The sequence below is a fragment of the Actinomadura fulvescens genome (assembly GCF_039533225.1).
Lineage (GTDB): Bacteria > Actinomycetota > Actinomycetes > Streptosporangiales > Streptosporangiaceae > Spirillospora > Spirillospora fulvescens.
Window position 1 is genome coordinate 1 of record NZ_BAAATD010000020.1, and the last position, 14,883, is coordinate 14,883.

At 68.5% G+C, this 14,883-nt stretch carries 16 protein-coding genes; 10 read left to right on the forward strand and 6 right to left on the reverse strand.

Features of this window, described 5'->3' with window-relative positions; translation table 11 throughout:
- Positions 1 to 99 precede the first annotated feature (99 nt).
- On the forward strand, positions 100 to 417 hold the full coding sequence (locus ABD333_RS43440) for a hypothetical protein (protein ID WP_344548526.1): 318 nt from the start codon (positions 100 to 102) through the stop codon (positions 415 to 417).
- A gap of 284 nt (positions 418 to 701) precedes the next feature.
- Here the strand turns inward: ABD333_RS43440 and ABD333_RS43445 are convergent, their stop codons facing one another.
- From ABD333_RS43445 to ABD333_RS43455, 3 genes are all read right to left on the reverse strand, one after another.
- The gene (locus ABD333_RS43445; RefSeq protein WP_344548527.1) at positions 702 to 2,288 is read right to left on the reverse strand and encodes a family 20 glycosylhydrolase; all 1,587 of its coding nucleotides are present in this window, start codon (positions 2,286 to 2,288) and stop codon (positions 702 to 704) included.
- Between the two features lie 398 nt (positions 2,289 to 2,686).
- Positions 2,687 to 3,139 carry a hypothetical protein gene (locus ABD333_RS43450; RefSeq protein ID WP_344548528.1) on the reverse strand — a complete coding sequence of 151 codons (453 nt, stop codon included), beginning with the start codon at positions 3,137 to 3,139 and terminating at the stop codon, positions 2,687 to 2,689.
- Positions 3,140 to 3,257: 118 nt separating this feature from the next.
- Positions 3,258 to 3,698 (reverse strand): TIGR03618 family F420-dependent PPOX class oxidoreductase, encoded by a 441-nt coding sequence (locus ABD333_RS43455; protein ID WP_344548529.1) that lies wholly within the window; start codon positions 3,696 to 3,698, stop codon positions 3,258 to 3,260.
- 98 nt (positions 3,699 to 3,796) lie between these two features.
- Between ABD333_RS43455 and ABD333_RS43460 the strand changes: the two genes are divergently transcribed.
- On the forward strand, positions 3,797 to 4,594 hold the full coding sequence (locus ABD333_RS43460) for a bestrophin-like domain (protein WP_344548530.1): 798 nt from the start codon (positions 3,797 to 3,799) through the stop codon (positions 4,592 to 4,594).
- A gap of 63 nt (positions 4,595 to 4,657) precedes the next feature.
- Complete coding sequence (locus tag ABD333_RS43465) at positions 4,658 to 4,945, forward strand: hypothetical protein (protein ID WP_344548531.1); 288 nt, start codon at positions 4,658 to 4,660, stop codon at positions 4,943 to 4,945.
- A 35-nt stretch (positions 4,946 to 4,980) separates the two neighbouring features.
- Here the strand turns inward: ABD333_RS43465 and ABD333_RS43470 are convergent, their stop codons facing one another.
- Positions 4,981 to 5,550: a hypothetical protein gene (locus ABD333_RS43470; protein WP_344548533.1), complete on the reverse strand. Its 570-nt coding sequence runs from the start codon at positions 5,548 to 5,550 to the stop codon at positions 4,981 to 4,983.
- A gap of 110 nt (positions 5,551 to 5,660) precedes the next feature.
- Complete coding sequence (locus ABD333_RS43475) at positions 5,661 to 6,452, reverse strand: MBL fold metallo-hydrolase (protein WP_344548534.1); 792 nt, start codon at positions 6,450 to 6,452, stop codon at positions 5,661 to 5,663.
- An 87-nt stretch (positions 6,453 to 6,539) separates the two neighbouring features.
- Here ABD333_RS43475 and ABD333_RS43480 point away from each other — a divergent pair, with 87 nt between their 5' ends.
- The 5 genes from ABD333_RS43480 to ABD333_RS43500 all read left to right on the forward strand — a co-directional run bounded on the left by ABD333_RS43480 (position 6,540) and on the right by ABD333_RS43500 (position 11,914).
- The gene (locus ABD333_RS43480) at positions 6,540 to 7,127 is read left to right on the forward strand and encodes a CGNR zinc finger domain-containing protein (RefSeq protein ID WP_344548536.1); all 588 of its coding nucleotides are present in this window, start codon (positions 6,540 to 6,542) and stop codon (positions 7,125 to 7,127) included.
- A gap of 128 nt (positions 7,128 to 7,255) precedes the next feature.
- Positions 7,256 to 8,398, forward strand: a complete 1,143-nt coding sequence (locus ABD333_RS43485) for a family 2 encapsulin nanocompartment cargo protein terpene cyclase (protein ID WP_344548538.1) — start codon at positions 7,256 to 7,258, stop codon at positions 8,396 to 8,398.
- The gene (locus tag ABD333_RS43490; RefSeq protein ID WP_344548540.1) at positions 8,395 to 9,234 is read left to right on the forward strand and encodes a geranyl diphosphate 2-C-methyltransferase; all 840 of its coding nucleotides are present in this window, start codon (positions 8,395 to 8,397) and stop codon (positions 9,232 to 9,234) included. Before ABD333_RS43485 ends, ABD333_RS43490 begins: the two co-directional genes overlap by 4 nt.
- A gap of 1,338 nt (positions 9,235 to 10,572) precedes the next feature.
- Positions 10,573 to 11,193, forward strand: coding sequence for a DUF4360 domain-containing protein (locus ABD333_RS43495; protein ID WP_344548542.1), 621 nt, complete (start codon positions 10,573 to 10,575; stop codon positions 11,191 to 11,193).
- 88 nt (positions 11,194 to 11,281) lie between these two features.
- Positions 11,282 to 11,914: a DUF4360 domain-containing protein gene (locus tag ABD333_RS43500; RefSeq protein WP_344548544.1), complete on the forward strand. Its 633-nt coding sequence runs from the start codon at positions 11,282 to 11,284 to the stop codon at positions 11,912 to 11,914.
- 9 nt (positions 11,915 to 11,923) lie between these two features.
- Here the strand turns inward: ABD333_RS43500 and ABD333_RS43505 are convergent, their stop codons facing one another.
- Positions 11,924 to 12,256: a hypothetical protein gene (locus ABD333_RS43505; protein WP_344548546.1), complete on the reverse strand. Its 333-nt coding sequence runs from the start codon at positions 12,254 to 12,256 to the stop codon at positions 11,924 to 11,926.
- Positions 12,257 to 12,904: 648 nt separating this feature from the next.
- Here ABD333_RS43505 and ABD333_RS43510 point away from each other — a divergent pair.
- Together ABD333_RS43510 and ABD333_RS43515 are read left to right on the forward strand one after the other, a co-directional pair.
- Entirely contained in the window at positions 12,905 to 13,972 is a 1,068-nt protein-coding gene (locus ABD333_RS43510) for a rod shape-determining protein (protein ID WP_344548548.1), read from the forward strand.
- 11 nt (positions 13,973 to 13,983) lie between these two features.
- On the forward strand, positions 13,984 to 14,559 hold the full coding sequence (locus tag ABD333_RS43515; RefSeq protein ID WP_344548550.1) for a hypothetical protein: 576 nt from the start codon (positions 13,984 to 13,986) through the stop codon (positions 14,557 to 14,559).
- Positions 14,560 to 14,883 lie beyond the last annotated feature (324 nt).

Consider the following 14,883-nt stretch of genomic DNA (forward strand, 5'->3'; position numbering starts at 1 on the left):
GCCGTCCGGCACCGTCCGCGGCATGTGGGTCGAGCCACGCATCGCCGAGCCGTGGCGCGACATCGTCCACCGCATGCTCGGCACCGACCGGAGGGAACCATGAACGCAGACCAGCACAGTCGGCCGAACCGGTACGGGCCGTTGGACGCCCTGTGGGCCGCCATCCGACGCCGTGTCCCCCACATCGCCGGAGAATGCGTGGACAACGGCATCCCGAACCTGCACATGCCAGGGGTGCCCCGGTTGTTCATGCGCGTCTCCTACAACGGCGGCGAGCCGCGGCGCGTGGTGTGGGAGGAGCAGATCGCGGCGTTCGCGTGGAACAGCGGACCCGACGCCGGCGTGGAGATCGGCCCGCTGGACGACGTCGACCGAGTCGCCGAAGCGATCGGCCGCGCACTCGTCACGAGTATCTAAGAGGTGCAATGGACTTCGAGATTCGGGACCGAGAGCGCACCCGGTCCCCCATACGACGGTGAGGCTCCCTCGGGCATTCAGTGTTTAACGGGTCCGTTGCCGGGGGCTTGTTCCACGGATGGGGTGGGGGGTCTGGGGGGCTTGCCCCCCAGCCTGGGGTTCGGGGCGGGAGCCTCGATGGGGCTGTCCGAGCGCAGCGAGGGCCTTGTTTGTGGTGCGTGGGGTTGTGGGTGTCCCCACCTGTCGCCATCTGTCCCCACCCGTCCGAGAGGCAGGCAAACGCCTCATCGGCGGAAGATTTCGGTCGAACGGTAGTAGCCGTTCCAGCCGAGGCGGTCCCACCAGGGCGCGTGCGCCGACACGCGGCGTCGGTAGCCGTCCCATGCGGTGTCCTGCGGCGTCCACGCCTTCTCGGCGACACCGGGCAGCCGGGGCAGCATCAGGAACGCCAGGTCGTCGAACCCCCGGACCGTCTCGCACCAGATCGCCGCCTCGATACCGGCACGCCTGGCCTCCGGGGGGATTTCGGGCAGCGTGCCCGGCCGCCAGTCGAAGAGGTCCCGGCAGGTACGCGGCGTGTAGGAGCCGAAGCCCACTTGTGTACGGCGTTCGTTCTGCTCGTCCAGCAGCGAGTCCTCAGCGTGGCGGCGGTCCAGGTAGAGGACGCTGCTGGCCGAGACGAGCACGGCCGCTCCCGCGGCGACCGCCGCCGGTACGTCGTGCACCGACTCGGCGAACGTCTCGGCGACATGCTCCAGCAGCGGGTGGTACTCCGGCGGAGCCTGCTCACGGGCGGCGTCGAGGTCGAACTCGTCCCCGGCGCCGATCCACGCCTGCACGACGTCGTCCGGCGTCACCGCTCCGGACCGGGAGATCTCCTGCCAGCCGACGAGCCGCTTGCCCGTCGCGCGCGCCGTGCGGAGGGCACTCGCCACGAACGCGCCGTACAGCTCCGGCGGCATCCCGAACGCCTCGTCCCCGCCCACGTGCAGGAACCGTCCCGGCGTGAGCGCGGCGACCTGGCCGAGCACTTCGGCGACGAAGCGTTCGACCACCTCGGCGTGCGGGTCGAGGAACGCCAGCAGCTCGTGCGGCGGCTTCGCCGTTCCCTGCAACTCCGGGTAGGCCCTGACCGCCGCCAGGACGTGACCCGGCATGTCGATCTCGGGGACGACCGTGACGAACCGCGCCGCCGCGTAGGCGACGATCTCGCGGAAGTCGTCCTGGGTGTAGTACGGGCGCACGCCTTCGTCGGCCAGAGCCCCGCCCGGCCAGGCCGCCGGATCGGTCAGCCGCGGCCAGCCGTCGATCTCCAGCCGCCACGCCTGGCTGTCGCTCAGATGCAGGTGCAGCACGTTGAACTTGTAGAACGCCAGCACGTCGATGACCTTCTTGACCTGATCGACGCCGAAGAACCGCCGCACCACGTCCAGCGACAGCCCACGCCAGGCCATCGCGGGACCGTCGATGATCCGGACCGCGGGCGCGACCCGGTCGTCGCCGAGCAGCTGGGCGAACGTGGTGCTCCCACGGAACAGCCCCTCGGCTGCCGGGGCGGTTACCGTAGCGGTGTGCTCGTTCACCACGAGCTCGTAACGTTCGCTCTCCCCCGCACCGCGCGGATCGACGCCTTGCACGTCCTCGACCTCCCGCGCGGGCGCCCCGATCACCAGTCTCAGGTCCGCGTCGTCCCCGGTGACGACGTCCGCCTCCAGCCCGTGGAGCCGCGCGAGCAACCCCGCCACGGTCTCCCCCAGCTCACGCAGGTGCTCCGGTACGGCGACGCGCAGGCGCTCGTTGAGCCGGAGCCCCGGTTCGTCGAGCGGCAGCGCGTGCTGGGGCAGCGGGACTACGGGGGTCGATTCGTTCACTGTGCCTCCACATGCGTCAGGCACAATTCTTACCACGTGGTAAGTAAACGTCGCCAAGCACACGGGGCGTGCGAGCTTTAGGCGACCAGGACGCTCACTCAAAGCAATGATTAATCACCGTCCGTTACCTTCGCCGAGTCGGCCTCTCCTACTGAAGGGACATTGGACGTGAACCGGTCATCGGTATCGCGCGCTCTGCTCATGAGCGCCGTGGCGGGCATGGTCGCGATGGGCGGCCTGGGGAGCATCCCCGTCGCGCAGATCCTCGCCCTCGTCAACCGCCTCGGCGGCATGGCCAACTGAGAGCGGGGCCGCCGCTCCGACGCGAGCGGCCCGCTCTCGCCACGGCGAGAGCGGGCCATTCCGCGCCGCGTCACGTCAACCGGCGACGCGCCTCCTCAGCTGAGGATCCACGCAGAGGGGTTCTGCTTTCCCTTGCTGGTGAAAATGCCGGACCATCTCGTCTTCGTGATCTGAGTGGAGGCCCAGCCCGTCCAGCGGTCGTAACCCGCCGTGTTGTCGATGTAGAGATAAGCCGTGCATTTCCGCGTGTTGGTACACAGGGAGCTTTTCGTCAGCTTGCGACCGCCCTTGCGCTGGCCTTGTGCGGTCGCCGCGATCCGCCACATCTTCTTGGTGCAGGAGGTGGTCGCCGTGACCCGAACCTTCCGCGGGCGGGCGGAGTCGTCGATCCGCACGTAGTTGCGGCAGACGGCGCCACCCGCGCTGAAGGACGGCCCCTTGACCTCCCGTGTGTCCGCGTGTGCCGGCGTTGCCGCCACACCCGCGACGAGGGGCGCCGCGAAGGCGACCGTTCCCGCTCCGACAAGCATGCGCTGAAGGCGCTGCATGAGATGCCCTTCTTGTAGTCAGGCCTTCATCCAAGAACGGGCAAGCTCAAAAGTCGTCAAACGACCAGCCGAATCACATCTCCACCCAGGGCGGTACCGGACTGCAACTCCTGCGGTATCAGTTGCCCGAGATCCGTTCCGGCGTGAGCAGCACGGCCACCCGGCGTTCCTCCGCCATCACCCGGTCGTAGGTGGCCCAGTCGTCATGCGTGCCACCGGCGGCGGTGAAGACCTCGCGCAGCAGAAGGCGGAGCCGTTCGCCGTCAACGCCGGGCAGCGGGTCGTCGGGTCCGGCGAGCTCGACCGGCCCTTCGACCGCGGCCCACTCCCAACCCGCGCGGACCACCACGTTCGCGCGCGGCCGCGCCCGCAGGTTGGCGAGCTTGCGCGCCCCGCCGACCGCGACCAGCCCGACCACCTGCGCGCCGGTCACCGGATGCGCCAGGACCCCCGCGTTCACCACCGACGACTGGATGGTCCCGTCCGCCCGCAGGGTGGACACCACGCACAGGCCGTGATCGCCCGGAACGAGCCTGGCGAAGTCAGCGAGTTTCGCCATGAGCACCTCATCTTCGTTGAACGACCACGAAATGGTCGCACGACTGATCACGGCGGTCCAGCAACGGTAACGACATTCCGCATCGAAACGATGACACCGTGTCACCGGATCGACCCTCGACGGAAGAGGTCCGCATGCTCCTCCAGGCCGTAGTCATCGCCATCGTCGCCGCACTCGCCGCGATCGCGGTGTTCGGCGGTCTTGGCCGGTTGCGGCCCGAGGGATGGCGGCAGAAGGAGGACGAGGCCGCCGGGACCCTGGTCACCGACGTCATCAAGACGATGTTCGCCTTCGTCTTCGCGTTCGTCGTGGTCACCGGGATGCAGCACTACAACGACGCCCGGGAGAACACCACCAAGGAGGCGAGCGAGCTCATGCAGGTCTACTGGGCCGCGCATGGGATGCCCGACCCCGAGCACCGCGAGATCCAGGGCCTGGTCCGCGAGTACACCTCGGCCGTGGTGAACGAGGAGTGGCGGGCGATGAGCGATCGCCGTATGAGCCCGCGGGCCACCGCGACGCTGGACCGCCTCCGTGACCGGCTCCAGCAGATCGAGCCGCGCGGCGACAAGATGGCCAGGATGCACGACAGCGCGCTGACCAGCGCACGGAACGTGTCGGAGGCGCGACGGCTGCGGGCCTTGCATGCCGAGCAGGGACTGCCCGGCTTCCTGTGGATCGGGCTGCTGGTCGGCGCGGTCCTGATGATCTGCGCACCACTGCTCGCCGGGGTGCAGGTCACCGTCCGCAGCGTGGCGATGGTGGGCCTGCTCGGCGCCTTCGTCGCACTGGCGATGTTCCTGATCTGGAACCTGAACTACCCGTTCGGCGGCGGCATCAGCGTGGCACCGGACGCGTTCCGGCTGATCACCACGCGCTTCAGCCAGGTCTCCTGACATAGACCGGTGGCATCCGGCTCTCTAGGTTGTTGGGCATCCCCCAATTCGCAAGGGAGCATCATGCACCGCACCAGACGACTAGCCGTCGCCGTCGCCGGAGCTGCGCTCGCCGCGCCGTTGCTGTCCACCCCACCGGCCCATGCGGACGGTCTCCACGAGTGCTTCTCAGCCGAGCGCACACCCACCGAGGACGGCTACTACAAGCTCACCGCCAACGGTTGCGCCGGTGGGGGTTACGTCGATGTCGTGGTCAAGGTCATGGTCGGCCCGGCCGCAGGCAGCCACCGTTGCCGTTCGCTCTTCTCATGGAACGGCTTCCTGTCCGCCAACGGCTGCCGCCCGGCATAACCGCGCAGCCGCCCCGCGGTCCGCGTGGCGTTCGATCAGACCTTGCCTCCATCTCGGAGCTCGGCGGCCACGATCGTCGCCGCGAGCGCCATGCGATGGTCCTTCGCCCACGGCGGCCCGAGCACCGCCCGAGGTCCGTGCAGGACTTCGCCAGCGCGTTCGGCCAAGAGCGTGGCCGCCTGTCTCTCGACGGTCCTGGCGTCGTAGAGGTGAACCGTCCAGCCGCGTGCGTGCGCGAGCTCGGCCAGGACCTGGCGGTACATGATCGAGTCGGCCCGCGCCTCGTGCTGAACGCGGCGCTGGACGGCGATGTCGGCGGGGAAGTCCGGCGGCCACGCTCGAAGCGACATCGACACGATCGGTCCGTCCAGCGCGGCGGCGAGCTCGTCCAGCGCGGCCGACGTCGCCCGCTCGGCCGACGCCCGCACCCGGGCGACCAGCCTCGACGCCGCCGCGTCGTCGAGACGTTTGCCCTCGTGGTGGATGGGCGCCGTCGGCACGCCAGGCTCGACCAGCTCGATCCGCCGGCGGTCCGCGACCCGATGGTCCGCCGATGCCGTGACGGCCACCGCCCAACCGAAATGATGGGCTATCCCCACACGCATGACCCCGATTATGGGACGTCGTTCCTGGGCTACGTTCCTGTCGACAACCCCATCACCCAACACGCCCCCCTGCCGAGCCGTCGGCAGATCAGCCCACGTAGGTCGGGCGGTCAGTTCAGGTTGTCGGGCTTGGCCAGGTCTAGGCGGTCGAGGAGTCCGGCGGCGGTGAAGGCGGCCAGGAGGTCGTCGCGGCCCTCGGTGAAGTGGGCCCAGCTGTCGTAGTGGACCGGCACCACCCGGCGGGCGCCGAGGATCTCGGCGGCTTCGGCGGCCTGGGCGCTGTCGAGGACGATGGGCGCGTTGTCGAAGAGAATCGTGAAGCGCGGAGCACCGGCGAAGAGGATGGCGGTGTCCACCGGGCCGAAGCGTTCGGCGATCTCCTTCACCGCGTCCAGTGACGCGTTGTCGCCGCTGACGTAGACCGTGGGCAGGCCGTCGCCGGTCAGAACGAAACCGACGACCTGGCCGGTGAACGGCTCGACCTCTTCGCGTGGGCCCGGACCGTGGATCGCGGGCACGCCCGTCACGGTGACCGTGCCGCCGCCGGGACGGTCGAGCTCGATCGATTCCCAGTCGGCGAGTCCCCTGGCGCCGAGACGCCGTCCGCCGCCGGGCGTGGTGAGGGTGAGGGGAACGTCCGCGAGGAGCGCCCGGCCGGAGTTGTCGAGGTTGTCGGGGTGCTCGTCGTGGGAGAGCAGCACCACGTCGATGCGGCCGAGCTCGTCCGGTGCGGCGGAGGCGGGCGCCGTCTTGGTGAGCGAACCGCCCGGCACGGGGTAGTCGCCGGGAGCGTCGAACGTCGGGTCGGTGAGGAACCTCAGCCCGCCGTACTCGACGAGGGCGGTCGGGCCGCCGAACACACGGACGGGGACGTGATCTGTGGACGTGCTGATACCGGGCATCCAAATACCTCACGGATGAGAAGGGGCTTATCCGTGAATGACGGTAGCCGTGTCTCACGGACGAGCGCAACCCGTACCATGAGAACCATGACCGTCGAAGCCGTGCTGCCCCCGGCGCCCGGGGCGGAGGACCACCTCGCCCTCGACTTCGTCAACAGCGCCATCGCGTTGCCCGGCGGGCAGTTCCTCGATCTCCTCGGCACCCCCGAGGCGACCAATCGGTGGCTCACCGAACGCAACCTCGCCCCGGCCGATGCCGGGGTGCAGGAGATGTGCGCGGCGCAACTGCGTTCGCTGCGAGAGAACGTCAGGGCGCTGTTCGCCGCCCGCGTTGCCGGGATGCCCGCACTGCCGACGGCACTGTCGGCCGTCAATGACGCACTGAGCAAGGCCCCCACGGCCGCCCTGCTGCAGTGGGACGACAAGAACGGCCCCTACCGCGCGTTCACGTGCCCCACCAACGAGATCCTCGACCGCGCCCTGGCGACGCTGGCGGCCAACGCGGCCGATCTGCTCACCGGTGCCGACGCCGAACGCCTCACCGCCTGCGACTCCAGGCCGTGCAGCCGCTATCTGCTGCGCCACGGCCGTCGCCACTGGTGCTCGACCCGCTGCGGCGACCGCGCCCGCGCCGCCCGCGCGTACGCGCGACGCACTCAATCGCGAGCAGACTGATCTGAGCTGCCGCTCGTTCCGGAGGGTGTTCTTCCTGTTACTCACAGGCCAGATACTTATGGTGGTGGATTAGCTACTCTGTGTGAGATTCTCCAGGGGTTCGGAATCCAGGAAAGAGGTCCCGGATCATGCATGGGAATCTTCTGGGCTCGTGGCAGGCACCCGGCCCGACCGGCCTGGGCACGGCCGCGGCCCAGGTGCCCGCGTACTTCGGTACGTGCGCGATCGGCCAGGGCAGGCGCGACTTCTCGCCGCTCACGCTGGCTCCGCAGGTCGCCTACACCGAGCGCGCCTGGGGCGACGGCGACGCGCCGCCCTTGTACTGCCCGCCCGTCGAACGCGTCGACGACCGGCTCGCCGCCGAGGTCGACGCGCGGCTGCTGACCTGGGCCGCCGAACGCGGATTCGCCGAGCACGAGCTCGACGGCCTGCGCCGCACCCAGTTCGGCCGCCTCGCCATGCTCACCCACCCCGACACCGACGATCCCGACGCCCTCCTCGTCGCCGCCCAGCTCAACGCTAGCTGGTGGGCCGCCGACGACTACTACGCCGACGACTCCGCGCTGGGCGCCGTCCCGGCGTTGCTGCCCGAGCGGCTCACCCTCGCCATGTCGGCGATGGACCGGCCGCCCCCCGCGGGCGAGTTCACGCCTCCGCTGGAGCAGGCGCTGCGCGACGACCTCGTACTGCGCATGTTCACCTCCTCCGTCGAGCACCTGGGCCGGCACGCCACACCCGCCCAAGTGCAGCGGATCTGCTACTCGACGTTCGCGATGTTCGTGAGCTGGACGGCCTACGCGGCCTGGCGCGAACGCGGCCAGCACCCATCCGCGTGGGAATACCTCGCCGCCCGCCAGCACGACAGCTTCTACACCTCGATGACGCTCATCGACGTGGTCGGCGGTTACGAACTGCCGGCCGACCTGTTCTACGACCCGCGGGTACGGCACGCGGCGTTCCGGGCCGGCGCCGCGTCCGTACTGGTCAACGATCTGCTCTCCGTAGAGAAGGACGCCGCCGACGAGAAGCCGGTATGCAACATGGTGCTGCTCGTCGCCGCCGACCGGGGCTGCCCGGTCGAGGAGGCCGTCGAGGTCACGGTCGCCCTCCACAACGACCTCGTCCGTGACTTCGAGCGCGACCACCAGGCCCTGGCCGCCGTCCCGTCCCCGCAGCTCCAGTGGTTCATGCGCGGGCTTAGGGCGTGGATGGGCGGCGGCGTCGAATGGCACACCACCAACGCCCGCTACGCCCGGAAGGACCAGCCATGACGGCGCCCACCGAAAGCATCCTGACCAGCGCCTACCAGCGGTCCGTCGCCGACTACTGGAACGCCGAACGCAACCCCGTCAACCTCGCGCTGGGCGACGTCTCGGGCACCTACCACCACCACTACGGCATCGGCGAGCCCGACTGGACGGTGCTGGAAGGCCCGGAGGAGGGCCTCACCGCCGAGCTGCACCGCCTGGAGACGGCACAGGCCGACCTCCTACTGGATCACCTCGGCCCGATTCCGGCCACGGGCCGTCTCATGGACGCCGGTTCCGGACGAGGCGGCACGAGCTTCATGGCCAACCTGCGGTTCGGCTGCCAGGTGACCGGAGTGTCGATCTCCGAAGAGCAGGTGAGGTTCGCCAACGAGCAGGCCGCACAACGGGACGTGGCCGACAAGGTGAGCTTCGAGTTCCGCAACATGCTCGACACCGGCTTCGACACCGGCTCGTTCGACGGCATCTGGAACAACGAGTCCACGATGTACGTCAACCTCGACGACCTGTTCGCCGAGCACAGCAGGCTACTGAAGCGCGGCGGCCGCTACGTCTGCATCACCGGCTGCTACAACGACGTGTACGGCCTACCCTCCCGATCGGTAAGCCAGATCAACTCCCACTACATCTGCGACATCCACCCACGCAGCGCCTACTTCGCCGCGATGGCCGCCCACGGCCTCGTCCCGATCGACGTCACCGACCTGACCCAGGCCACCATCCCCTACTGGCGACTCCGCGCACGCTCCCACCTGACGACCGGCATCGAAGACGCCTTCCTCAACGCCTACACCGACGGCAGCTTCCACTACCTCCTGATCGCAGCCGACCGCGTCTAACCCCACCCACCACCACCCCCGCGCCCGCTTGCCCCACGCTCTCCGCGCCGTGTCCACTCCCCGCGCCACACCCGTTGCCAGCAGGGCTGCACGAGGCGGGGGTACGTGCTGACCGACCTCGATCCCGAGTACGTGGCCGCGACCCGCCTCGACACCGAGCCCGCACCCGCTTGCCCCCACCCGCCACCACGCAACCGATATTCAGCTCTCCGCACCCCGCGACGCGCATTCGCCGTCCCGGAACCCGCACCCCACACTCGCCGCCCCGCATCACCCGCCCGACGACCAAGGCCCCGCGACACGCACCCGCGCCCGGCGTCCACTCCCCGGCACCTGGCGATCAGTGCCCGCACCCCACGCACAGCACTCTGCACCCGGCCGGCCCGCGCCTCCACACCGGCGCCCCGGCATCCCCCGTTAGCCGCTCTGCACCTCCCGCCCTTCAGATACACCAGATCGACCAGCGCACCGATCTCCCCTGGCACCCACCTCGTCCACGAAACCTTCACGCGTACGTGCCACAGCCACGCCCGTCCAGCGCAGCGATTACGTCACCGGACGACTGCGACTGCCGCACCGCTCAGACGGTTGCAGCGAGAGGTTGAGGCCCCTCAGCTTCGCCAGCCCATCATTGACACCCTGGCCCCGGCGTCCACGTTCGCTGCCTGTCGCTGTGCGTCCCACCCGATATCTCGCACCCCGGCGACACACGTCCGCATCCCGTGCCCCGCGTCCGCCATCCCGCGATCCGCTTCCGGCATCTTCCAGCCGAGGCCCCCGCACGCCATCCGCAGGCTCCGGAGCTTGGCGTCTCGCGCCCCTGCGATGCGCGTCTCGGCACCGCGCGGCCACGTGACCCACGGCTGCTGTCCCGCCAGCCGCGCCTAGCGTCCCGCGGACGGCGTCCCGCGGACGGCGGCTCGCGTACGGCGGCTCGCGTACGGCGGCTCGCGGACGGCGGCTCGCGTACGGCGTCGCGCGTACGGCGTCGCGCGTTGCGCGGACGGCGGCTCGCGTACGGCGTCTGGCAGGCGGGGCGGCGGGGGTGGGCATGATTGTTTATTTGCTCTCGGGGGGCAATTGACAGCAACTGTCATCGAATGTTAATCGATGTCAAATTCTTGGCGTTGACGGGCACCCGGAGGGTGATTACTCTCGGGCGAGATCCTGGGTCAATGTTCAGTGCCGGGTGCTCCCGTCCGTCACCATTCGAATCCAGATGAATGCGCCGTTGGCCGCGGCGTGAGCGTCTGCCATCCCCCTATTCTCGCGCGAATTCTTCGCGTCCACCCCCAAGGCAAGAGGGATGAAATGCGCAGAGGCATGAGTGTTTTCGCCATGGCCTTGACCGCCACCGCAATCAGCGCGCTGGCATCCGCTCCGGTGTCCGCCGGGTCCGAGGGCCCGGACGGGGTCACCGTCGAGATCGTGACCGTCAACGGGTCCGGCTGCCCGAAGGGCACGGTCGCCGTGGCCGTGTCGGAGGACGACACCGCCTTCACCGTCACCTACAGCGACTACCTCGCCCGGACGGGAGGCACCTCCGACCCGACCGACTTCCGCAAGAACTGCCAGATCAACCTGATCGTGCACGTCCCGCAGGGCTTCACGTACGGGATCGCGGCAGCCGACTACCGCGGCTTCGCCAGCCTGCAGTCAGGCGCGAACGGCGTCGAGAAGGCCAATTACTACTTCCAGGGAGACCCGACCACGACGGCCATCAGCCACCAGGTCAAGGGGCCCCACGGCGACAACTGGCAGTTCCGTGACGAGGTCCCCTTCGGGCAGATCGTCTACAAGAAGTGCGGCGAGCATCGCAACTTCAATGTGAATACCGAGATCCGCGTCAATCTCGGTAGCTCCGATCCGTCCAAGGTCAGCTTCATGACCATGGATTCCGTCGACGGAAGCCTCAAGACCGTCTATCACTTCGCTTGGAAGGTGTGTCCGCGCAAGTAACCGATGAACGTTCACAAATCCGGCCACACCTTCACCATTCCCCGTCTGTGAAGGTGTGGCCCCTTCCGCTGGCAAGAAAGGACTTCCCATGCGTGCACGAGTGAACGTCACGGCCGCGGTCGTGGTGATGGCGACGGCGGGCGTCGTGGCCCCCGCGTCCGCCGATTCCCCGCCCGGCCAGATCACCGTCGAGGTCGTCACCGTCAACGGCTCCGGCTGCCCGGCCGGTACCGCGAGAGTGACCCCGCTGCCCGGCAACGCCGGGTTCACCGTCTCCTACAGCGACTACCTGGCTCGTACGGGCGGCTCGTCCGATCCGGTCGACTCACGGAAGAACTGCCAGCTCAACCTGGCCATCCACATTCCCCAGGGCTTCACGTACGCGATCGCCTCGGCCCAGTACCAGGGCTTCGCCCATCTGCAGGCCGGCGCCGACGGCCTGCAGCGGGCCAACTACTACTTCCAGGGCTCGCCGGAGAACCACCCGGTCAGCCACACCATCCGCGGCCCGTACTCGGACGAGTGGCGGTTCACCGACACCACCGACGTCGCGGCGCTCGTCTACAAGCCCTGCGGAGAGGACCGCAACCTCAACATCAACACGGAACTGCGCGTCAACCGAGGCGGCTCCGACGCGGCGAAGACCAGCTTCATGACCATGGACTCCACGCGAGGCGGCATCAAGACCATCTATCACTTCTCGTGGAAGAAGTGCCCGTAGGCTCCGCGGTCACGGTCGGCGAAGGAGGTGGCGATAGGGCGGGAGCAGTCCGGCGTTGCGCACGATCGCCGTGCAGGCGGGGTTGCCGGAGCAGGCCTGGCCAGGGTTGAGGCGCGTGTTGTTCGCGAACTCCAGCTTCCGCGGCTCACCGCATCCCTCTTCAGGGTTGTGCTGGTCGGCCGGTGGCCAGGCTCCGGGGTGGTCCCGCCGCTTCAGCCATTCCGGTACGGCGTCGTCCCAGAAGTTCGCGCGGTATCGCACGTTCTGTACGGGACGGTTGCCCCACTCCTCGCTGCAGCCGCCGATGGAGGCCACGTAGTCATAGACGACGTTGCGGTCCACGGTGACCCAGTTGGTGCTGTCGTCGGTGGAGATGCCGACGTTCCATTCGGGAGTGAACTTGCTGTCGGTGACGGCATTGCCGCTGATGACCGCGCCGTCCGCGAACGACGTGCCCTGCTCGCCCGCAGATAGATCCCGCCGCCCTGGCGACGGGCGGCTGCGGCTGGCGGCTGGCAGCTGGGCGATCGGACGGCCGGGCGGTCAGGCGGTCAGGCGGCCGGACGGTCAGACGATTGGGTGGGCGGGGTGGATGCAAGCTAGCGGGAATGGCGCATTGTGCGCTAGATAATGCCCAGCCATAAACTGCATTGAAATGTCCGCTGGACACAGTGATATCGCCATTCATGAGCAAGACCGCCGCTTCCATGGGGCGCGCACAGCGGACGGCAATCTGGCCTTCTTGGGTCTGATCTGGGTGGGTTTGTGTCGGGATGACAGGACGTGCCACCGGGTTCCGCCTACTTCGCGGACGGCGGCGCGCCGCCGGATAAGGGCAACGGGATTGGCCGCACACTAAGCAGGGTAGGGAAATTCCTCACCCCTCTTTCTTTGGCGCTTGATGATCTTTTTGCCAGGTGATGGGTTCGGTCAGGCTCAAGATCGAGTAATTTACGGTATGCGAATGAACAAACCACTTAAGGGTCTTCCATGGGATTGCTTTCAGCGGTCGTGAACGCGGATACCGCGCTGGATCTGGGCACCGTCCACTCGCGTATCTTCGTCCCCGAACGGCAGGTGCGCATCTGCGCGCCTTCGGTCGTCATGGTCAGTCGCGCCACCGGGCGACCCCTTGTCGTTGGTGAGGCCGCGCTGAAGGGAGACCAACTGGGCTGGCGTGACATGGAGCTCGTCAGACCGGTTTGGAATGGCACCGTCACCGAATACGGCGCGGCCGTCGCCCTGGTTCGCTGGTTGCTGAAGGCCGCGCACCGGGGGCGCGGCCGAGTGCGGCCCCGGGTGGCGGTCGCGGTCCCTTCGGGCGCCGCGAAGATGGAACGGCGAGCCCTGGAACAGGTGATCTCGCGAGCCGGGGCCCGTCAGGTGGTGCCCGTCGACCACGGCCTTGCCGCCGCGCTCGGCCACCACGCCGAAGGATCAGGGATCTCGGCACGGATGGTGGCGGACCTGGGCGGGAACGCGACCAAGATGGCGATCGTCGCCAAGGGGCGGGTCTGGGCACACCGGACGCTGCCCGTGGGCGGCCTGCGGCTCGACCAGGCGATCGCCGCGTGGGCCTTGCGCGAGTACCGGCTGGTCGTGAGCCTGGAGGCGGCCGAACGGTCGAGAGTGCAGGCCGAGACCCTGATCGTCGAGGCGGGCGACCACGAGCCGCTGGAGATCTGCGGCCAGGACCTCGACACCGGCAAGCCGACCGTCCACACGGTCACGGCCGGAGAGGTCGCCGCCGCGTCCACGCGGGTGTTCGACCAGATCGTTGAGGCACTGGAGGACCTGCGCAACTCCTGCGATCCCGAACTGACCCGGCAACTGCTGATCCACGGCCTGGTGCTGTCCGGTGGAGGGGCGCTGGCGCCGAGGCTGCCCACCTTGCTGTGCCAGCGACTGGATCTGCCCGTGCACGTGAACGCATGCCCGCAGGACGCGGTGGTCCTCGGCGCGGCACGCTACCTGAGCGGCCCCTGGACCAAGAAATTCAAAAAGCAACCGGAGTCACTGGGGGAAATACCAGCGACTCCGGTACCTGTCAGCGACTGAGAGCCGAACCAATGGGAAATTTCGATGCAACGATTCCGGCCACCCGGGAGGAGATTCCGGCGAGCCCGGAAGAGACTCTGGCCGCCTGGTTCTTGGAGCAGGCCGGCAGCTGCTGCCGCGAAGGGGACGTTCTGGAGCTGGGTCCCACTGCCCTGGGGGCGTCCCGATTCTGCCGGGAAGGCGAGAGCTACCTGACGCCGGATTTGAGCACGACCGACTGGAAGGCGCTACGGAACGAGTACACAAAGCGCTTCCGATTCGTACACCTTATGGCGACCGGTGGCTACGACGAACTCCTGACCGGCATCGAGACCGTACGTTTCCTGCTCCGCGCCAACGGCATCTTCGTCATCAGCGGCTACCGGACGGGAGACAACCCCGCTTCGGCCGCTGCCGTTTGGCAGTCGGTCCTGGCCGGAACGCTGCGTCCTATCTGCACCACCAGGCAGCGCTTCTACGGAATGTGGGGCGACGCCGGTCCCATTCAAAACGAACTTCTCGTATGGATGGCCGGCCACGTTTCGGGCTACGCCGCAGAAGTCCACAACATCGCGAGACACCGACTGCTCCACCTCAACATCACCTAGCCCTGGCACCTGGACGACACCACCCATACCCACGCCGGACCCGCCATGCCTGACCCACCCACGCCGGCCGTGACATGACCACTGCGTCGCGCCGAACTCGCCGTAGCCCGACCGCCACGCGGGACAGGCGAGGGCGGAGCACCCACGCCGGGCTCGACATGGCCGGACCGTCCGCGCCGGAACTCGCCATGGCCGCACCACCCTCGCCGGAACTCGCCGGGGCTGAAAGACCCCCCGCGCCGGGCTCGCCGTGGCTGGAGCAACCCAACGCGGGCTCGACATGACCAGAGCGCCCGCGCCAAGACCGCCGTAGCCCGGCCGCCC